This window comes from Halocynthiibacter styelae (assembly GCF_016123485.1).
GTDB classification, from domain to species: domain Bacteria; phylum Pseudomonadota; class Alphaproteobacteria; order Rhodobacterales; family Rhodobacteraceae; genus Halocynthiibacter; species Halocynthiibacter styelae.
Genome location: NZ_JADCKQ010000013.1, coordinates 1 through 20,204, shown reverse-complemented (window position 1 = coordinate 20,204; position 20,204 = coordinate 1). Strand labels below are relative to the sequence as shown.

Sequence of the window (20,204 nt, the reverse complement as noted above, 5' to 3'; positions counted from 1 at the left end):
GGCAAAGTATGATTACGCCAGTTCTGCTTTGTGGCGGGTCAGGAACAAGACTCTGGCCACTGTCGCGCAAAAGCTATCCCAAGCAATTTTCCCCGCTGATCGGGCAGGAAAGTCTGTTTCAGGCTTCAGCGAAACGCCTGCATGGCGACGCATACACGAACCCGCTGGTTGTCACTGCGAATGATTTCCGCTTCATCGTGACCGAACAACTTGCAGACACAGGAATTGATCCGGGTGCGATCCTGATTGAACCTTCGCCACGTGACACCGGCCCTGCGGTGCTTGCAGCGGCGGTTCACCTGGCACAAAAAGATGCTGATACACTGATGCTGGTGGCACCCTCGGATCACGTGGTTCCGGATACCGTTGCATTCCAGGCCGCTGTGGATACAGCCGTGCCTGCCGCCAGAGGTGGTCAGCTTGTGACATTTGGCATTACCCCTGATCGCCCCGAAACCGGTTATGGATACCTGGAACTTGCACAAGAGCCAGGGGACGGAAGCGGCCCCGTGGCTCTGTCCGGCTTTATCGAAAAACCCAATGTCGAACGCGCCACAGAAATGATGGCAAAAGGGCGCTTCCTCTGGAATGCTGGAATCTTCCTGTTTTCAGTTAAATCTATCCTCAGCGCATTTGCCGAATATCAACCCGAAATGCTTACAGCTGTGCAGGAAGCTGTCGCGGGCGCACACCCCGATCTGGGCTTCGTACGCCTCGCACAGGATGCGTGGGAACAATCCCCGAAAATTTCCATAGACTACGCTGTTATGGAAAAGGCAAAAAACCTGTCTGTTGTACCCTTTGGCGCAGGTTGGTCTGACCTGGGGGACTGGGCCTCTGTCTGGCGCGAAACTGCTGAAAACGGGCTTTCCCTGACCGGGGCCGCAACCGCGATCGACTGTGAAAACTCTATGCTGCGATCCGAAACGGAAGGCCTGGCTATTGTCGGCATTGGTCTGGAAGATATTATTGCCGTCGCCATGCCAGACGCTGTTTTGGTTGCCCATAAAGATCGCGCGCAAGACGTCAAAAAGGCCGTAGATGAACTTAAGGGCAAAGACGCACCCCAGGCTCGGGCCTTTCCGAAAGCCCACAGACCCTGGGGATGGTATGAAAGCCTGGCGATTGGTGATCGCTTCCAGGTAAAACGCATTGTCGTCCATCCGGGGGCCGCGCTGTCATTGCAAAGCCACCACCACAGGGCAGAGCACTGGATCGTTGTCGAAGGCACCGCGAAAGTCACGATTAATGATGAAGTACAGCTCGTTTCTGAGAACCAGTCGGTCTACATTCCTCTTGGCGCGGTTCATCGGATGGAAAACCCCGGCAAAGTCGCAATGGTTCTGATTGAAGTCCAGACAGGCTCTTACCTGGGCGAAGACGACATCATACGCTATGAAGATGTCTATGCGCGCGACCAGGTGACTTGAACAACGCCAAACCGATCACATGCAGAAAGCCGGTTGGAAAACTCAATACACAAAGGGTTCGACACGATCAGCGGACAGTGCATAACCGATCTCTGCCCCCTGCGCGCGCATTGATGATACGCCGAACATTCCGGTGACATTCACGGCCTCAAACAGGCCTTTGCTGGGGTAGGGGATGGAACTGGTCACAAAGACCAGCTGGTTCGCCGGGGGCGGGGGCACATGCACGCAGGCCCCGACAAACGGCACCAGCAGGAAGGCGGTCACGCCGTCAGCGCTTTGATCAATTGGCACGATATACCCGGGCAGGCGCACGACCATGCCATTCCAGTCGCTGCGCACACCGCTTGACGCGGGCTGCTCGCTGGAAAGCGGCACATCGTCATGATTGATGATCCCCTGAAAGGCAGCAACCACATCATCATCGCCAGGCAGAAGATCTTTCCAGTTCAGATCAATGAATTTCTCTTCCGCACGCAAGCCGGTGGAAAGGCCGAAAAAAGCAAGACCAGAAAGCATAAAACGACGCGTGAAAGTGTTCACCATACATAGACCTCCATTTCATCCACCTGGATGAAATAGCCGGTCTGGCCAAGTTCCGTATCCTGCAACTGCGTCTGCATCCTGCCCGTCACCCAGACAGGATTCCACAACTCGTCCGACGGCCAGGGTGTTGCCGCCGTCGCCATCACCAGCTGATTGGCGGGTGGGGGCGGCGTGTGAATACAGGCCCCGACATAGGGCACCAGCATAAATTCGGTAACGCCCTCGGCATCCATTTCAAAAGGAATAACAAAGCCCGGCATCCGGATATACGCGCCGCTGAGGGTTTCATTCAGCTTGATGCCATTTTCATCATAGATCGGGGCCCAGAAATCTGTTGCCTCATCCATTTCGCCTTCACCGATGATCTCTGAATAAGGTGTGCCCGGCGGGATCAGATCATCCCAGGTGATTTCCCGTGCGTCCTGCGCAAAGGCCGTGGAAGGCATAATCACACCAGATCCCATAAGGGTCAGCGCCTGCCTGCGGCTGAGAGTCAGTTTCGGATCTGCCATTATGTTTTCACCATCATTCCATCCGCAAGGGATATTCTATAGGCCCGCATGGCCGGGATCAGGCTGACAATCGCGCCTGCCAGAACCACTGCCAGTAAGACCAGCATATCACGCAGTCCCGGTGCCTCAATCGGCAGCCACAGGCCAAAAGCCGCATCGACCACCGGCTGTGCAACCACAAGCCCCAGGTAAAGCAAGCCAAGCCCAAGGACCGCGCCAACCGCTGCGGTCACCATAGCTTCCAGCACCAGAAGCGAAAGCACTGTCACGGGCGTCGCCCCCATGGCGCGGAAAATTGCCATTTCGCGGCGGCGTTCTGACAGGCTGGAAAACAGTGTTGCCATCATCCCGATCAGCGCTGTGACCACCACCATCGCTGACACCGCCAACAGGGCCGTTTCCGCGATACCAACAATACCCCAGAGTTCCTGCAAGGCCACGCCCGGCAGGATCGCCAGAAGCGGTTCCTGACGATATTCATTGATCGCACGTTGCAGGGCAAAAGTCTGCAATGGGCTTTTCACGCCGATCAGTGCTGCTGTAACCGCCCCGGGCTCCAGATCCATCTGCCGGATTTCATCAATTGGCGTGCTTTGTCCCTGGGTTTTCGCACCGTTACCCCAATCCACATGGATCGCCTCAATCGCTTCCAGACTAACGATCACGGTTCGGTCGACAGGCGTGCCCGTGCGTTCAAGGATCCCCGCGACGCGAAATGGCTGATCCTCATGTTCTGTGAAGGATGCCAGCCCATGGGCAACAACAATCGGATCATCCACGCTATAACCCAGGGTCGCCGCGACATCTGCACCAATCACCGCATCAAACAGGTCATCCATCACCACGCCCTGCGCCATTTCAAGTGAACGGCCCCGGCGGTATTTGTAGTGCTCAAAGAAGCCAACAATCGTGCCCATCACCCGGAACTGTCGGTGACTGTCGCCCAGTGAAATCGGCACGATCCAGTCCACCTCAGGTCGCGCAGCAATGTCCTGATAGCTTTCCCAGGTGACGTTATTCGTGGCATTCCCAATGCGGAAAACGGAATACAGCAACAGTTGCACAGAACCAGAGCGCGCCCCAACAATCAGGCTGGTGCCGGAAATTGTGTCTGCGAAACTGGCCTTTGCGCCGGTGCGTACTTTTTCAACGCCAAGAAACAGGGCGACCGACAGGGCAATCGCCAGCATGGTCATGCCCACAGTCAGGGCGCGGGCGCGCAACGACGCAAGTGCTAATCGAAAGATCATGCTGCCCCCCTTGTGATGCCTGCAACGTCTGACAGATCCACAACCCGATCAAAGCGTTCACCAAGGCGCGGATCATGACTGACCATCAGAAGGGCCGATTTCTGCGCCTCTGACTGCCGAAACAACAAATCCAGAAACGCCGCCTGGCTGTTGGCATCCAGTGCTGAGGTTGGCTCATCCGCGATAATCAGCGGCGGCTGACCGATCAGAGCGCGTGCCACCGCAACCCGTTGCTGCTGCCCGACACTCAGCATCCCTGCTTTCGCCTGAAACAACGCATCCGGCAAGCCAAGCGCCTGGCACAATGCCCGCGCCGTATCCTTCACCACACCTGCCCGTTTACGCCGGGCAGGGGCAAAGCGCAGGGGCAGCAGGATATTATCCGCCACACTGCCAAAAGGCAGCAGGTTAAACTGCTGAAAGATCACCCCGATCTGTTCGGCCCGGAAACGATCCCGCCCGCTGCCCGACAGCGCCGCCAGATCCTGCCCCACCACCTGAACCAGGCCGCGATCCGCTTTCACCGTGCCACAAATCAGGGACAAAAGCGTAGACTTACCCGATCCGCTTTCCCCAAGCAGTAAAACGCTTTCCCCGGCAACCACAGAAAAGCCCGGCACAGAAAGGGCGAAACCTTCCCGACCGGGCCAGCGATAGTGCAGGTCTGTCAGTTGCAGAACAGGTTGTGTCACCTTCAGAACAATCCTTCCAGGGCCAGCAGCGGCGCATCGCGCGTCACTTCAAAGGCATGTGCCCCGGAAGCTGTCACAACCTGAACCTCAAGTTCAAGAGCGTTTTCAAACTGCGCGAAGTAAGCAAACTCAATCCCGGTCAGCGCAGAAGGATTTTCGCAGGTCAGGCTGTATTCTGCGTGAAACTCTGAATGGCCAGCCTCAGCAGCGTGAACTTCGTGATCATCGTGATCTTCCTCATGATCGTGACTTTCATGACCCTCTTCGTGGTCATGTTCTTCTTCATGCGCCTCATGGTCCTCATGCGCGTCTTCGCCTTCCAGTTCCAGCGCAGCATAAGTTTCTGTCACGCGGCACCCAGCAGCCTCCGACAGAACGAACAGATCAAGTGGCGCTTCCAACGCCTCAACAGCCTCAGCAACCTTCGCCTGATCCGCGTCACTTTCCGGCGCATATTCGAACCCTACGATATCTGCGCCCGGCGCATGCAGTTCCATCGCAACTGTATTGCCTTCTGCGGCAATATTCAGGCGGCCCGTGCCATGTTCATGCGCATCCATCTGGCGGGCTTCTTGTGCGAAAGCTGGGGTAGCGGCCAGGGCGATGATAAGAGGAAAAGTCTGTCTCATGTCAGATCCATTCGGAGTTGTTTACTTTGCCGCCAAAATAATTGTTATCTTATAACACAACAAGAAAATACAAAAGCACCGAACATTCTGCGCGGTTTTCCCCGCTCATCACCTCTGCTTAAAAACCAACGCCTGTCCGATACACGAAGAACCAACATCGGCATTTGAGATAGCCCTTACAATCCATTCATCACAATCCCCCACTTACTGTGAAAGTAAGCACTGACCTGCTCAATATCCGGGGGGGAAAGAGGCGCTGAAAACGCCAGCACTTCACAGATCGGCCCATCCCAGGATTGGGAAAGCGATGAAACCTCTTTCCGTCCGAAACTTGAAACGCTGAAATCAGTCAACCCCTGGTTGGCCGCGGAAAAACGAAGTACAGACAGTGGCAATGGCAGCAGCGAGGCCGAGAACGAAGCCCCGTTTTTTGAAGCACGCTGCAATGTACTTGTCGCACGGATCCCGTTACTGCCCGGCTGTCCCTGGCAAATAGTATGATCCGCAGCATCAGCGATCAGCCTTGTGTAACCATCAAAATCTGCATCCACGCCTTCCTTGTAGGCACATACAATAAACATGTCGGCCACCGGTGTCTCCACCGCCTGATCCAGGACAGGGTGGTACAGTTCAAGCCCACACTCTTCACCCAAAGCCCAGAGCAATGCAGGATTTCCACCCGCAAGCGTATTCGCAGGGTCATAGACGGGTGCACTTGTCCCATGCGTCCCCAGAGATTTCAGTGGCAAACCGCCGGAAACACGATTGCTGATTTCGGTCACACGTCCATTGTCGATTGTCAGGCTATTATAGTCAGAAGCATCATACCAACCAATCAATCCGGATATTGCCAAAGGCGAAAACACTGACGATCCGCCAGAACGTTTCCGCATTGCTGATTTTGTAAGTCCTATTCCCAATCCAGGCATGGTCATACTCCACACGAATTGACGCTGACCGCCATGGCAGTCCGGGCACATGTCATCTGTTCAACAGCCCGAAACCGTACATCCACAATGCAGACGTCATCGGATGGAAAACTGTCCATATTCTTGTGTTGTGTATTGCCCGACATTTCCGCCGGGACCGTGTTGCTTGCCTGAAACAGCTGACATACCATTGATTGCTTCATTCCGGTTTTCCTTCTGACATTCGCTTACGGATGCCGCGCTGAGTTTCTGAACACCCAACAAGGAACACCCCCCACCCCATGGTGCAGCTGGCCGCCAGGTAATCAGTACTTCAGCTACAACATCGGGCGCTCACAGCTCTGCGCTGAAAAGCTCACCAATGAAAATCCTGAATAAAATTTGCAATATTCTTAATCGTGCGCACGCCAGTGAGACCAGCTCAACAACCTGCAACAGCAAGGCCAACACAACCCTGAAAACAGCAGCCATATCTGATTGCACAAGCGAACATATCCGTTGCCTGCGTGCGCAACGGATCAAGAATTTCAAAATTGGAAAACGTTCAGTGCTTCCCTTCTACAAGGCGCTCCAGGCGTTCAATAGAAGGTAGTGTCGCAGCTTCTGCATCCATCAACTTATTTTCCACATGATGACAGAAAGTGCGCAGATCTTTGCGACGTTGTTTCCAGGTGGCGACACGCAGGCGAAATTTTTTCAGGCGCGCAAGACGTTCATCCGCCGCCCGCTGCCAGGACATACCACCCTTTTGATACGTCACCAGGGGTTCAGGAACATGCAGAAAGCGCCCTGCCAGTTTTGCCCGGAAATAAAATACCGCGTCTTCATAGGTTCCGGGTTCTGTGATCGGGCCATACAGATCATACATCTCTTTGCTCCAGGCAGCCGAAGCGCCAATGACAGATCGCATCGTGTGAGCCGCCTTTTCGGTCGTATGTCCGGCAACCTCGGCGGCCCGACTATGAACGCCCCCCACAATGTTACCTTCCTGATCCATTTGAAAAATAGGCGTGTCCATCATAAATGGCCGGTCTTTCTCAAACGCCTCGTATAGGATTTTTGCCCGGTCAGGCATGGAAAGATCATCGCCGGCAGCGGGAATGATCAACGTCCCTTCAGCCAGTTCAAACAACAGGTTCACGTGGCCAATCAGCCCAAGGTTTTTTTCATTCCGGTTCAGACGGATCTTATGGGGCCCCTGATAGGCGGCAGCCATTTCTTCCATGATTTCAAACGTCCGGTCACCAGAACAATCATCTGACAAGATAATTTCCAGTGGGGAATGCGTTTGATCAAATGCAGCCTGAATCGCGCCCCTGACAGAGTCTTCCTGCATGTAAGCGATCACCGCAAATGACACGACTTCCGGATTACTTTCGGTATCTTTATCTGACATGCTATGTCCTGATTGTACTAGTTCTTATTAAACTACAGTCTTCATCTAATCTGCGGTTTGAGTTCCAGATGAAAATCATACATAAGATCCAAAGGGGCATGAAGTAAATCACCCGCACCAAGTGACAATATAAACGAGTGAAGCACAAAGGGTACAGTATGCGAAGATCGATTGAAGAATGCAGACTTATCGATCTGCCGAAATTCTCAGATCCTCGCGGAAGCCTGTCCTTTGTACAAAAAGGTGAACATCTGCCTTTTGACATTCAACGCGTCTATTATCTCTACGACGCGCCGGATGATGTCAGTCGCGGCCTCCATGCTCACAAAGAACTGGAACAACTGATCATTGCAATTTCCGGATCTTTCACCATCACCATTAATGACGGAAATGCGAAAAAGAAAATTCGCCTGACTCGTCCCGATCAGGGTCTGTATATGTGCCCCAGAATTTGGCGGGAACTGACTGAATTTTCGTCAGATGCCGTTTGCCTTGTACTGGCATCCCACCCCTATGATCCCGATGACTATATCTTTGATATCGAAGAACTCTGAGGTTTATTACTTATGATCCCTTTTTTGAATGTTGGCGCCGGAACGCTGGAACTGGAAGCTGAACTACAGGCGGCAATGACACGTGTCTTGCATTCAGGCCAGTATATTGGCGGCCCGGAAGTTACTGAATTCGAAAACCGGTTTGCGGAATATTGCGACGCGAAATTTGCCGTCGGGGTGGGAAACGGCCTTGAAGCTTTGCGCTTTGCCTTGCTCGCCATGGATGTCGGCCCCGGAGACGAAGTCATCGTCCCCTCACATACCTATATTGCCACATGGCTTGCCGTCTCTCAGACAGGTGCAACACCGGTTCCGGTAGAACCCGCACCAGGGCTGTTCAATATTGATCCGGCGCAAATCGAAGCTGCGATCACTGATAAAACCAAAGTCATCATTCCTGTACATCTGTACGGCCAGCCCGCAGATATGGGACCCATTACAGAAGTCGCCCGCAAACACGGGCTGAAAGTTCTGGAAGATGCTGCTCAGGCACAGGGTGCCCGCTATAAAGGGCAGCGGATCGGCGCACACGGAGATGTCGTCGCCTGGAGCTTTTATCCCGGGAAAAACCTGGGCGCCCTTGGCGATGGCGGCGGGATCACCACCAATGATGCAAAACTTGCAGAAAAGATCCGGATGCTGGGAAATTACGGATCGCGTGAAAAATACAATCACGAATTACCGGGCGGAAACTCCCGTCTCGATCCCCTTCAAGCTGCCGTGCTTTCAGTAAAACTGGGGGTATTGGACGAATGGAACGAGCGCCGCAAAACCATTGCGGTCGCTTACTCCGACGCCCTTTCTGACCTGCCTTTTTCCCTGCCAGCCGTTCCAAATTTCGCTGATCCTGTCTGGCACCTTTATGTCATTCGGACAGAACAACGCCAGGCACTTGCAGATCACCTGCTTGCCGCCGGAGTGCAGACCGTAACGCATTACCCCCGTGCCTGCTTTGAACAACCAGCATACCAGGAGTTTTCCGATCAGGCATCTCGCTTCCCTGAAGCCAGTAAAATCGCTGCAGAAGTACTCTCGCTGCCTATCAGCCCTCATCAGTCAGAAGAGGCTACGGATCATATCGTTAAATCCGTTCGCAGCTTCTTCGGAAAAGGGAGCAAATCATGAAGTTTATTATCACTGGCGGCGCTGGCTTCATTGGATCTGCCGTTATCCGGCACGCAATTTCTGTCGGACATGAAGTTCTGAACCTAGATGCCCTGACTTATGCAGCCTGCCTTGAAAACCTGGCACCTATTGCAGATTCCCCCAATTACAGTTTCCTGCAATGTGACATCCGCGACCGCGCCGCCCTGGATCAGGCCTTCGCAGATTTTCACCCGGATGTCGTCATGCACCTTGCAGCGGAATCCCATGTAGACCGCTCGATAGATGGCCCGTCGGCCTTTATCGAAACGAATATCTCCGGCACTTATAATATGCTGGAAGCTGCCCGCAGTTTCTGGACCAGCCGGGGACAGCCTGACAGCTTCAGATTTCATCATATCTCTACAGATGAGGTGTTCGGCAGCCTTGGCACCGAAGGGCTGTTTCATGAAGAAACCCCCTACGATCCAAGCAGCCCGTATTCCGCATCAAAAGCTGCCAGTGACCACCTGGTGAACGCATGGCAGCGCACTTATGGGCTACCAACGGTGCTTAGCAATTGCTCTAATAATTATGGGCCCTATCATTTCCCAGAAAAACTCATCCCGGTGGTTATCCTGAATGCGCTCGCCGGCAAAGAGATCCCCATCTATGGTAATGGCATTAATGTGCGGGACTGGCTGTACGTCGAAGATCACGCCGAGGCATTGATAAAGGTCGCAACTGAAGGGCGTATAGGGCAAAGTTATAATATTGGCGGTAACAACGAAGCTACCAATATTGATCTTGTCCGGATGATCTGCGCCATACTTGACGACATGCGTCCCGGGCCACATCCTTATGCCGATCTAATTACATTTGTTACAGATCGGCCGGGGCATGACATGCGCTATGCAATTGATGCGTCAAAGATCATGAATGAACTGAACTGGAAGCCATCCGTCACACTTGCAGAAGGCCTTACCAAAACCGTTACCTGGTATCTTGAAAACGAAACCTGGTGGAAAGCTTTGCAAGACCGGGACGGCGTTGGAAGCCGCCTCGGGACCGCCAGCCAGTAAAACAAAAAAAACAGCTTTGCACCGCCCCCCTAAAACCCCTTCACATACGTTGTGAGGGGGTAAGTTCTGGCCAGTATTCAGACCAAAGCTGTTCCTTAATATCATAGCGACACAAACTGCCGCCGTTCCTGGCAATTGAAAGCAGATCAACAGCCAGAACCAAACACAGGTCATGGCCTGCAGATTACGGGCGACTTTCTGCAGTTTAACCCAGCTACATCACGCTATCTGTGTACTTCAGGCATCACTTACAACAGACGCAAAAACGCCCTGATTTCGCCATTTGCCTTCACCAACGATCCTATAGTAAGGATAGCCAATCACGATTTTAGCAGAGAGCGAGTTACAATGGCTTCACTTCCGACAATCTCAGCGCTGTGGATGGAAGGCTCGCTAAGCTTTCTGGAACAGCTTTGCATGAAGTCCTTTGTAGATGCGGGGCATGAAGTAATTCTGTACCACTACGGCCCACTACAAAATGTACCGGCCGGCATTGAACTGGCAGACGCCAATACAATTTTGCCACAGAAAAATTTCCTGAAGCACGAACGCACAGGCAGCCCTGCGCTTCATTCAGACCTTTTCCGCTATAAAATGTTGGAGCAAAGCCAGAATACGATCTGGGCAGATACCGACGCCTACTGCATGAAACCCTTTGAAACACCCAACGGGCATTTCTATGGCTGGGAATCCAAAACCCACATCAACGGTGGTGTTCTGGGCCTGCCTGCAGACAGCGAAACTCTGCGCGAGCTTCTGGAATTCACCAGCGATGAATTTGCGATCCCAAGCTACTATGGGCCAGAATACGAACGCGAACTTCAGGAAAAGAAGGACGCGGGCAACCCTGTTCACGCAAGCGAACAGCCCTGGGGCGTCTGGGGCCCACATGCTGTAACGCATTTCCTTCACAAAACCGGCGAAGCAAAATTCGCTCTGCCTCAGGAGGGACTATATCCCTTCACGTTCAAAGATCGCCGCATGATGCTGAAGCGGAACTTTGATACGTCTCCTTATATAACAGAAGATACCTATTCAGTTCACCTTTATGGCCGCCGTATGCGTGCGCGCCTTGTTGAAAAAGAAGGCGGCGCACCACATCGCAAAAGCCTGTTGGGTCAACTTCTGGTGAAACATGACATTGATCCGGCTGCTGCCCCACTGCCAATGTCACGCGCACAGAAAGAAGCCGCTGTCCAGGAAACTGCTCCGGCTCAGGTATCTGCCCCGCTGACCGAACCAGTCCCCGCATCCGAGAAATACGGACGCGGTCAGGTAAACCTGACTGATCTCGCGGATCAGTACGGCTCTGACAAAGGGTCTAACAAGCACCGTTACACTGAGCTTTATCAGATGCTCTTCCTGCCTTACCGTAAAAGGAAAATTGATTTCCTTGAAATGGGCCTGCAGATCGGTGGTCCGGAACACGGAAACCACGCAGATCGTGAAACCACCGACCTGCCATCAATCCGTATCTGGCTTGAGTATTTTACCAAAGCTCATATCCACGGGCTGGATGTATCAGATTTCAGCTGGTTTAAAGATGACCGGTTTACCTTCCATCGTTGTGACATGGATACCCGCGAAAATATCCGCAATGCCACACAGGAAATGGAAGAATTTGACATCATCATTGATGATGCCAGCCATGCGTCACACCACCAGCAAAACGGCTTCCTGGAACTTTTCCCAAAGATCAAATCCGGTGGCTTGTATGTTATCGAAGATCTTCGCTGGCAGCCTGACGTGATGGAAAAGCCGGGTATCACCAAAACGGCAGACTTCTTCCAGACCTATCTGAAAACAGGCGTCTTCAGCCATTCAGATCCGGAAGTTGCTGCGGCTTTCAATGCCCATCGTCACGATATTTCCGGTTGTTTCGTCTATCAGGCGCAGTTTGATAAACGCCGGAAAGACCAGGTTCTGGTCGTGAATAAACGATAACTCTGTAACGCCGATGATTGGCCGGTTCCTAATGTGAACCGGTCAGAACTCCGTAAAAACAGAAGGTCAGACATGCACGCCACAACTCTTGTCACTATTGCCAAAGATGAAGGGCCATTTTTCTGGGAATGGGTTGCCCATCATCGCCTTGTTGGGTTCGATAATATTATTGTGTATCAGAACGATTCATCCGATCTGACACATGCTATCCTCAAGGTGCTGGAAAGCATTGGGGCAATCAGATATTTCTACAACGATGCAGACCCGAATATGCATCAGGTCCGCGCCTACAGACGTGTCACCCTCCTGGATGAATACCAGAATGCAGATTGGGTAATGGCACTGGATATGGATGAATTCCTGGTTGTTAACACCGGGGACCAGACCATTCAGGCCCTTATTGACGCCCTACCTGAAACCGACGAGGTTTTCATCAACTGGAAACGCTTTGGAAGCAGCTTTCAGACAAAGATGAGCCCATCTCTGGTCACCGAACGCTTTATTGGTGCAGAAGCACATGATCGGGTGTCAAAAGCCCCTTCCCCACATAAAGCTCTCTTTCGTCCGGATCGCTTTCGCAGACCAGGCGTGCATCGTCCTGTCCCGAAAGAAAACCATGAGGACACGACCTTTGTAAATGGTTCCGGAATGCCAAAAGGCACGTTCCGCTTTGAAGACTGGCGCAGCATGGATCCGGGAAATCGGGCGCTTGCGCAGGTAAATCACTACATCATTAAAGACGCCCAAAGCTTCACTCTGAAAGTTGCAAGAGGTCGCGCGCATCAGGTCGAGAACCAGGTGAACACCCGGTACTGGGACATACATAACTATAATTCAGAAAGTGATTCTGTGCTGTTTGACCGCAGCGCAAAGCTGAAGGAAGAAATGGCCAGAATGGATGCCATGGCGGGAAATCAGCTATCGGAACTTACAGAGCGGTCTTTCGGCAGACATCAGAAACGATTTAGTGCTGAACTAGAGAATCCGGCTATGCGGGATCTCTATATCCATTGCCTGGAAAACATTGTGGGTTACACCTGAAAAACACAGCCTGTCCGGAGGACAACCAGCTATGACGAAACGTAAAGGCATTATTCTCGCAGGCGGATCTGGCACCCGGCTTTATCCAATCACCGAAGCGGTATCAAAGCAACTTCTGCCGGTCTACAATAAGCCGATGATCTACTATCCGCTTTCGATTCTTATGTTGGCCGGAATCCGCGAGGTTGCTGTGGTCACCACACCGGAAGATGGCCCACAGTTTCGACGCCTGATGGGGGATGGCAGCCAATGGGGCATGTCGCTTACCTGGATTGAACAGCCAAGCCCTGATGGGCTTGCTCAGGCTTACATTCTTGCTGAAGATTTCCTGGATGGCGCACCTTCCGCCATGATCCTGGGGGATAACATCTTCTTCGGACAGGGCCTGACAGATATTCTGGCGGCCGCTGACCGGCGTACTGACTGTACTGTTTTCGGATACCAGGTCACAGATCCTGAACGCTACGGTGTTGTAGATTTCGATGAAACAGGCGCAGTCCGATCAATCATAGAGAAGCCGGAAAAGCCTGCGACGAACTTTGCTGTAACCGGTTTGTATTTCCTTGATGGAACCGCACCAGAAAAAGCACGCCAGGTAAAACCTTCCTCACGGAATGAGCTGGAAATCACATCCCTGCTGGATCAGTACCTTGCTGAAGGTCGGTTGAATATCGAACGCATGGGTCGCGGATTTGCATGGCTGGACACCGGAACTCATACCAGCCTTCTGGATGCTGGTGATTTTGTACGCACCCTTGAAAAACGTCAGGGCCTGCAAACCGGATCACCTGAAGAAATCGCATTTGGACGCGGGTGGATTGACCGGGAAACACTGCTGAAAAGTGCCAAAAAGTACCAAAAGAACGAATATGGCGCCTATCTTGAAAACCTTGCGCGTCTCTGACGTCGCAAGCTCCATATTACTTTTCCATTGAGAACAGGCCTCTATGTCCTGTTCCGCACCCAATCAGGTGGGATCGTCAGTGACTGACTCACGATCCCACCTGCTCAGAGTTTCTCGCAAATGTGCCCGGAAGACCGCATCAAGCTCCGGGTCAGATGAAAAAGGCTCTTCCCGGTTTACCATCTGACGCAACCTCCATTTACGTTTGTGACGAATAATTCCTTCCAGTTCCGCAGGCAGAATGCCGGACACGGATTGTGCAATAATCCAGGCTTCTTCCAAAGACGGCGGGGGGTTATCTTCACCAGCTTCACACCATACATGTTCAAACAATGTCATAATGTAATTCAGTGCGGGAATATGTGGATGGCGACGGTCTGGCTTATATGGCAACTGCAGAACGTCCGTTACGATTTCATATGAAGGCCAGTAATAAAGGTAGCCATCATCCTGAAACTTGCGCACGGTTTCATCAATCGCCACTCTCAGAACGGCCTTGGACACCGAATTTGATGTCAGACAAGAGTTATCCCGGAACGTCGCAATAAGCGGGATAGGGGACAGCGTCATGATCACTTTGGCATCCGGGCGGTGCTTGCGGATCAACTTATAGATTGCTTCCAGATTTTCACGGTTTTCACCCACAGTAGAAACCCGGAACTTATGCCGTTTCGGATCGTAGACATCTTTCGGAATGGTACGCCAGAAGACATTTCCTGTAGGTTCGTCATACCAGACCTCTGACAAGCCAAAGGTCAGGATAAACACATCTGTTTCGTCGAAAATGCGTTTGGTTTCTGCCTGAATCTCCGGATCATACCCGTAATCCTGGGCGTTATACCCATGCCATAGCGGCTGATCGAAACACTTGTCCTCCCAGGCCCATTCAAACTGTTGCCGGATCACAAAGGAATTTACCATGCCTTCACCACAGCTTACCACATAAGCGCGCTTGGCATCTTCTTCCTTATTCAACACCCGGAAATTTCGTCCGGATAACCAATTGGAAATATTGGCCGCAAAACAGGACCCAAAAGCTGTGATCTGTGTATCTGGCTTAATCAGGGGTTTTTCCGGCAACCAGCCTTTCAGCACATACTCAGGAACGCCGCCCACTGTCACCAGCTGCGCCCGGGTCGGATTGAAATGTGTGTGGTCACCACGAAACCATGTCCTGAATTCACGGGTTTTCTTCGTAGTCGTCTGAAAGTTATGATTGATTGCTTTCGCAGCGCACATGTTTTTTCCTTTCAACGCCCCACTGGTGAACCTGGAACAGAATTATTCTTTCCTGAAGCCCTGACGTCCCACAGGCTGCAACGCCGTAAATCCGGCGCGTTTGACATCTTTTTCATCATAGATATTGCGCAGATCCGCTAGGTGCGGCGTGTTCATTTTCTTCACGACCTTCTTCAGGTCAAGGCCGCGGAATTCATTCCATTCCGTCAATACCACCAGAAGATCACAGCCCTGTACCGCCTGATAAGGGTTCTCATGCCAGGTGGCCCCGGGCAAAAGCTCTTCACCTTCCTTTTGCCCCTGAGGATCGCAGATACGCACTTTTGCACCAGCCCCCACCAGAGCAGGAACAATCGTCAGCGAGGGCGCGTCGCGCATATCATCCGTGTCAGGCTTAAACGTCGCGCCAAAGATTGCGACCTTCTTGCCGTTAAAATTCTCGTCACAAAGATCCAACAGCTTGTCGACCATGCTGCGTTTCACCGCTTCATTCACCTGAATAACGGTTTCAACGATCTGCATGGGGCGCGCATGATCCTGGCCAATACGTGCCAGGGCTGAGGTGTCTTTCGGAAAGCATGACCCGCCATAACCTGGCCCTGCCTGAAGAAACTTCGGACCAATACGTGCATCCATCCCCATACCTTTGGAAACCTCTGCAACATCGGCGCCGGTACGTTCACAAAGCGCGGCAATTTCATTGATGAAGGTGATTTTGGTCGCAAGGAAGGCATTGGCGGCATATTTCACCATTTCCGCAGATTCCAATCCAGTGACCAGAACCGGGAAATCCCGTTGCGCAAGCGGGCGGTAGATTTCGTTCATCACCTCAATTGCGTCGTCACTTTCGGCACCGACAACCACACGATCCGGACGCATGAAGTCATCAATCGCGGCCCCCTCACGCAGGAATTCCGGGTTAGAAGCCACATCGAATTCCGCATCCGGGTTTGCTTTGCGGATAATCTGGCGCACCTTACGGTTTGTCCCAAGAGGCACGGTGGATTTCGTCACAACCACAGTATAGCCGGACAGATTTCCGGCAATCTCTTCCGCTGCCGCATAAACGTAAGACAGATCCGCGTGACCATCGCCACGGCGTGAAGGCGTTCCAACAGCAATAAAGACCGCATCCGCCTCTTTTACAGCGGTGGTCAGATCTTCGGTAAAGCTCAGACGGCCGGCAGCGGCATTCTTCGCCATAAGTTCATCCAGGCCCGGTTCATAGATCGGCACTTCACCGTTATTCAGGCTGGTAATCTTTTCCGGGTTCTTATCGACACAGATCACATCATGGCCGAAATCTGAGAAACAGACACCAGAGACAAGGCCCACATAACCGGTTCCAATCATTGCGATACGCATCAGGAGGATCCTTTACTCTTCATCCGTTCAAACTTTGTAATAGTCGCGATACCAGGCAATAAAGGCCCCGACCCCGACATTAATATCCGTAACCGGCGCCTGCCCGATCAGATCGTTCAGAAGGCCGGTATCCGCCCAGGTCGCATGCACATCCCCAGGCTGCATATCCATATAATTGCGAATGGCCTCTTTGCCGAGAGCTCTTTCAATCGCAGTGATGAAATCAAGCAGTTGCTGTGGCGCGCCGGTACCAATATTGACCACGCGATAAGGGGCAACAGGGCTGATACTGTCACGTTCGCTGACCGCTTCACCTGAAACAGGCACCCGATCCAGCAGGGATTTAATCCGTATTACCAGATCTTCGACATAGGTGAAATCACGCTGCATATCGCCGTGGTTATAGATATCAATCGCCTCACCCTTCAGGATATTGCGGGTGAACTTATAAAGCGCCATATCCGGCCGGCCCCAGGGGCCATAGACCGTGAAGAACCGGAACATCGTAACCGGAACATCGTACAGATGCGCATAAGAATGGGCCATGGATTCATTGGCCTTCTTCGTGGCCGCATAGAAAGACACCTGGTGATCAGCCTTCTGGGTCTCGTAATAGGGCATTTCCGTATTCGCCCCATAGGCAGATGAGGTTGAGGCCAGAAGCATATGTTGCGGGGGATGGGCGCGCGCCGCTTCCAGCAAACGGAACGTACCTATAAGGTTCGCTTCAACATAGCTTTCCGGGTTCTCGATTGAGTAACGCACACCTGCCTGCGCAGCAAGATGCACAACAACATCGGGCTTATAGGTCGCCATCAGATCCATAAGCGCGCCGTCCCGCTCCAGACGATCTTCAACCGCTACAAATTCCGGGTACTCCGCCAGCAGCGCATGGCGATCTGTTTTCATGGATACATCATAGTAATCCGTCATCGCATCAAAACCGATGACTTTATATCCTGATTTCAGCAGCAGTTCTGAAAGATGAAAACCAATGAACCCGGCAGATCCGGTGATGAGAGCAACAGGCATCAAAAAGCTCCGACAAAACGACCATTGTTAACACCCTATGCGTAGGTGATTTTTGGAATGACAACAAGTGTCGGTTTTTTTCATCCCTTCCTACCTTGGTCTGGCAATGCTGCAATCATCTAGTATAAAACGGCAGATAGTTTGTTTTTCTGAAATGATAAGGTACGAATGTATGTCTGAAAATCTCACGGCCTCTCGCGTACATACACGTATCACCACCCATTCATTTCGCGCAGGGACGCTGCTGGACATCCTGACTGATGACCAAAGTGCCAAAGCTTTCTTCAAAAATGACACCGACATTGAAGATATTGAGTTCAGCGAAAACCTGAACGAAGAAACGCGCTTTACCCTGGGCAATGCACCCGTTGTTTTCCTCAACGATCTGCAACCAGACGAACCATTGATGATCTCCGTCGCCGGAGAGAAGAAAGTTCTGAAACCCCGCCCAGTCCAGACCGAAGCTTTTCGGGGCATGAACGTGCTTTTCGCAGAGGTGAACGGCCAGGCCGCAAAATCTGTGATGATGTGGCTGCAATACTACGTAGAACATCATGGGCTGGAAGGCGTACTTCTTCTTTTCCGCGGCGATGCCGAAAAACTGATAAGCGAAGTTATTCGTCGCAGTAAGCGTATCAAAGCGTTGAAAAAGCTGATCTGCCTGGAGTTTGACGCACCACTCGGCGCACCAGATCTGCCCCCTGCAACACACCCGTTTAACTGCCCGACTGCCCCAGGCAAGGACCGGATGGATTTACCTGAAGCAGATCCCGAAACCAGTCCGCTGGCCGCCATGCAAATCTGGGAATACGCCCGCCACGCCTACCTGAATGAGGCTGCAGCAGTGGCCAACCTGGATGTCAGTGATTTTGTTCCCCCCATTCCTGACAGCACCCTGTTTGATGAGGCAAAGCAGAGCTCTGGAGAATTCCTGCCCCTGGCCGGAACATTGTGTTTTCCCTGGAGATCCCGCGACAAAGGCCTGCCGCGCTTCGGTGACCACATCTGTCGCCAGTTTGATCAAAGCAGTGTTTTACCGCGTTGGTGTGTTGTACCCTCACGTATCGCACCTCAGCTACGTTGGCGCGTACGCAACATTCCCAAAGCTCATCCAGGCACCTCTTTACCCCTGCAATTCTATCGCGCCATGGCGATCCGACATCCGGGGGTTGAAACCGGGAAGCTGGCCCCAAAATCAAGCCTGATTGTCGACGACGCCCTTAAATCCCTCTCTGAAAACCTTCTGGCCTATAAGCCGGTTCTGCCACCCAAGTTAACCGCACCCAAAAAGATCCGTGAGGGTTCTGTCACCCTTGTCACCTGCATGAAAAACGAAGGCCCGTTCCTGCTGGAATGGCTCGCCTATCACCGGGTGATCGGGGTGACTGATTTCTACGTCTACACCAATGACTGTAATGACGGCACGGATACGTTCTTTGATCTGTTGCAGGAAAAAGGCTATCTGCAGCACCGTCAGAATCCCTTCCGTGAAATGGGGCTGAAACCCCAGCACGCCGCCATGTTTGCCGCCATGGAAGAAGAAACCGTTCAGACCAGCGACTGGCTGACACATATTGACGTGGATGAATTCATCACGATCAAAACCGGGGATGGCACTCTGAAAAGTCTGTTTGAAGCGCTGCCAGACATGAATATGATTTCCATGACCTGGCGGCTGTTTGGCAATGGTGATCGGGAAGACTTCAAGGATGAACTGACCACCGAGGCCTATACACTGTGCGCCCCGGAATTCTGCCCCCGTCCGCATCAGGCCTGGGGGTTCAAAACCCTTTATCGCAATCTTGGTATCTTCAAGAAAATGGGCGTGCATCGGCCCAAAGGTCTGAATGCACAGCTTTACGATAAGATCAACTGGGTGAACGGGTCGGGCAAACCGATGCCCCAGAAAGATTATCGTAATGCCTGGCGTTCCACGACTTCTACCTGGGGCTATGATCTTGTGTCACTGAACCATTATGCCGTGCGCAATTCAGAAAGCTTCCTCGTGAAACGAGACCGCGGACGGGTGAACCATGTGGAACGGGATCAGGGTCTCGCCTATTGGTTTCGGATGAATAACAATGGCGATGAGGACCGCAGTATTCACCGTATGCTTCCGGCCCTGCGTGCAGAGCTGGAAAAGCTCATGTCTGATCCCGAGATTGCCGCCGCCCATGAATATTCTGTGCGCAAACACCGTGAGAAAATCAACGAGTTGCGTGCAACATCGGCAAATGCGGCCTTCTATGAAGAACTGAACAGCCCTCGCCTTCAGCGCTTGTCACGAATGCACAAATATTTCGGGATGAATGTCTTCCTCGCCGGTCCGGCCTCCGTACCCGATGAAGTGGTAGAGAAGGACTTAGCAGAAGACTTCTTCTTCACAGTGGAAAAAACGGAAACCCAACATTAGGTTTTCAGTTCAGGCTGCACACAGTCAGCTTTTGCAAACAAAAACAGCCGCCAGATGGCGGCTGTTTCTTTGGCTTTTTATGACTCTTAGTAGCGGTAGTGTTCTGGCTTGAAAGGGCCTTCTGGTGTGACGCCGATGTAGGACGCCTGTTCCTCAGACAGCG

General features: G+C 52.4%; 19 protein-coding genes. 8 read left to right on the top strand and 11 right to left on the bottom strand.

Annotated features, from left to right (window positions below):
- Positions 1 to 8: 8 nt before the first annotated feature.
- Positions 9 to 1,430, top strand: a complete 1,422-nt coding sequence (locus H1D41_RS15185; RefSeq protein WP_228849711.1) for a mannose-1-phosphate guanylyltransferase/mannose-6-phosphate isomerase — start codon at positions 9 to 11, stop codon at positions 1,428 to 1,430.
- Positions 1,431 to 1,472: 42 nt separating this feature from the next.
- On the opposite strand, the gene H1D41_RS15180 is transcribed toward H1D41_RS15185, so the two are convergent.
- The 7 genes from H1D41_RS15180 to H1D41_RS15150 form a co-directional block, all read right to left on the bottom strand.
- Positions 1,473 to 1,976 carry a DUF3299 domain-containing protein gene (locus H1D41_RS15180; RefSeq protein WP_228849710.1) on the bottom strand — a complete coding sequence of 168 codons (504 nt, stop codon included), beginning with the start codon at positions 1,974 to 1,976 and terminating at the stop codon, positions 1,473 to 1,475.
- On the bottom strand, positions 1,970 to 2,488 hold the full coding sequence (locus tag H1D41_RS15175; RefSeq protein WP_228849709.1) for a DUF3299 domain-containing protein: 519 nt from the start codon (positions 2,486 to 2,488) through the stop codon (positions 1,970 to 1,972). Before H1D41_RS15175 ends, H1D41_RS15180 begins: the two co-directional genes overlap by 7 nt.
- The gene (locus H1D41_RS15170; protein ID WP_228849708.1) at positions 2,488 to 3,738 is read right to left on the bottom strand and encodes an ABC transporter permease; all 1,251 of its coding nucleotides are present in this window, start codon (positions 3,736 to 3,738) and stop codon (positions 2,488 to 2,490) included. Before H1D41_RS15170 ends, H1D41_RS15175 begins: the two co-directional genes overlap by 1 nt.
- Entirely contained in the window at positions 3,735 to 4,430 is a 696-nt protein-coding gene (locus tag H1D41_RS15165) for an ABC transporter ATP-binding protein (RefSeq protein ID WP_228849707.1), read from the bottom strand. Before H1D41_RS15165 ends, H1D41_RS15170 begins: the two co-directional genes overlap by 4 nt.
- A gap of 2 nt (positions 4,431 to 4,432) precedes the next feature.
- Entirely contained in the window at positions 4,433 to 5,059 is a 627-nt protein-coding gene (gene zrgA / locus H1D41_RS15160; protein WP_228849706.1) for a zinc uptake protein ZrgA, read from the bottom strand.
- A 176-nt stretch (positions 5,060 to 5,235) separates the two neighbouring features.
- Positions 5,236 to 5,952 carry a hypothetical protein gene (locus H1D41_RS15155; protein WP_228849705.1) on the bottom strand — a complete coding sequence of 239 codons (717 nt, stop codon included), beginning with the start codon at positions 5,950 to 5,952 and terminating at the stop codon, positions 5,236 to 5,238.
- A 580-nt stretch (positions 5,953 to 6,532) separates the two neighbouring features.
- Complete coding sequence (locus H1D41_RS15150) at positions 6,533 to 7,384, bottom strand: glycosyltransferase family 2 protein (RefSeq protein WP_228849704.1); 852 nt, start codon at positions 7,382 to 7,384, stop codon at positions 6,533 to 6,535.
- 158 nt (positions 7,385 to 7,542) lie between these two features.
- Between H1D41_RS15150 and H1D41_RS15145 the strand changes: the two genes are divergently transcribed.
- The 6 genes from H1D41_RS15145 to rfbA all read left to right on the top strand — a co-directional run bounded on the left by H1D41_RS15145 (position 7,543) and on the right by rfbA (position 13,992).
- On the top strand, positions 7,543 to 7,938 hold the full coding sequence (locus tag H1D41_RS15145; protein WP_228849703.1) for a sugar 3,4-ketoisomerase: 396 nt from the start codon (positions 7,543 to 7,545) through the stop codon (positions 7,936 to 7,938).
- Between the two features lie 12 nt (positions 7,939 to 7,950).
- Positions 7,951 to 9,063, top strand: a complete 1,113-nt coding sequence (locus H1D41_RS15140) for a DegT/DnrJ/EryC1/StrS family aminotransferase (RefSeq protein ID WP_228849702.1) — start codon at positions 7,951 to 7,953, stop codon at positions 9,061 to 9,063.
- A complete protein-coding gene (rfbB, locus tag H1D41_RS15135; RefSeq protein ID WP_228849701.1) occupies positions 9,060 to 10,103 on the top strand; it encodes a dTDP-glucose 4,6-dehydratase in 1,044 nt (347 codons plus the stop codon). The genes H1D41_RS15140 and rfbB overlap by 4 nt, the downstream gene beginning before the upstream one ends.
- A 348-nt stretch (positions 10,104 to 10,451) precedes the next feature.
- Entirely contained in the window at positions 10,452 to 12,047 is a 1,596-nt protein-coding gene (locus tag H1D41_RS15130) for a class I SAM-dependent methyltransferase (RefSeq protein WP_228849700.1), read from the top strand.
- A 72-nt stretch (positions 12,048 to 12,119) separates the two neighbouring features.
- Positions 12,120 to 13,088 (top strand): glycosyltransferase family 2 protein, encoded by a 969-nt coding sequence (locus tag H1D41_RS15125; protein WP_228849699.1) that lies wholly within the window; start codon positions 12,120 to 12,122, stop codon positions 13,086 to 13,088.
- 31 nt (positions 13,089 to 13,119) lie between these two features.
- On the top strand, positions 13,120 to 13,992 hold the full coding sequence (gene rfbA / locus H1D41_RS15120) for a glucose-1-phosphate thymidylyltransferase RfbA (RefSeq protein WP_228849698.1): 873 nt from the start codon (positions 13,120 to 13,122) through the stop codon (positions 13,990 to 13,992).
- Between the two features lie 63 nt (positions 13,993 to 14,055).
- On the opposite strand, the gene H1D41_RS15115 is transcribed toward rfbA, so the two are convergent.
- From H1D41_RS15115 to H1D41_RS15105, 3 genes are read right to left on the bottom strand one after another with little or no spacing between them, the layout of a single operon-like run.
- On the bottom strand, positions 14,056 to 15,231 hold the full coding sequence (locus H1D41_RS15115) for a GSCFA domain-containing protein (protein ID WP_228849697.1): 1,176 nt from the start codon (positions 15,229 to 15,231) through the stop codon (positions 14,056 to 14,058).
- Positions 15,232 to 15,273: 42 nt separating this feature from the next.
- Positions 15,274 to 16,596 (bottom strand): UDP-glucose dehydrogenase family protein, encoded by a 1,323-nt coding sequence (locus tag H1D41_RS15110; protein ID WP_228849696.1) that lies wholly within the window; start codon positions 16,594 to 16,596, stop codon positions 15,274 to 15,276.
- 27 nt (positions 16,597 to 16,623) lie between these two features.
- On the bottom strand, positions 16,624 to 17,628 hold the full coding sequence (locus H1D41_RS15105) for an NAD-dependent epimerase/dehydratase family protein (protein ID WP_228849695.1): 1,005 nt from the start codon (positions 17,626 to 17,628) through the stop codon (positions 16,624 to 16,626).
- A 172-nt stretch (positions 17,629 to 17,800) separates the two neighbouring features.
- On the opposite strand from H1D41_RS15105, the gene H1D41_RS15100 reads away from it, so the two are divergent.
- Complete coding sequence (locus tag H1D41_RS15100) at positions 17,801 to 20,041, top strand: glycosyltransferase family 2 protein (RefSeq protein ID WP_228849694.1); 2,241 nt, start codon at positions 17,801 to 17,803, stop codon at positions 20,039 to 20,041.
- A gap of 86 nt (positions 20,042 to 20,127) precedes the next feature.
- Here the strand turns inward: H1D41_RS15100 and H1D41_RS15095 are convergent.
- On the bottom strand, positions 20,128 to 20,204 hold a 77-nt coding region (locus H1D41_RS15095), incomplete at its 5' end, for an adenosylhomocysteinase (protein WP_228849775.1).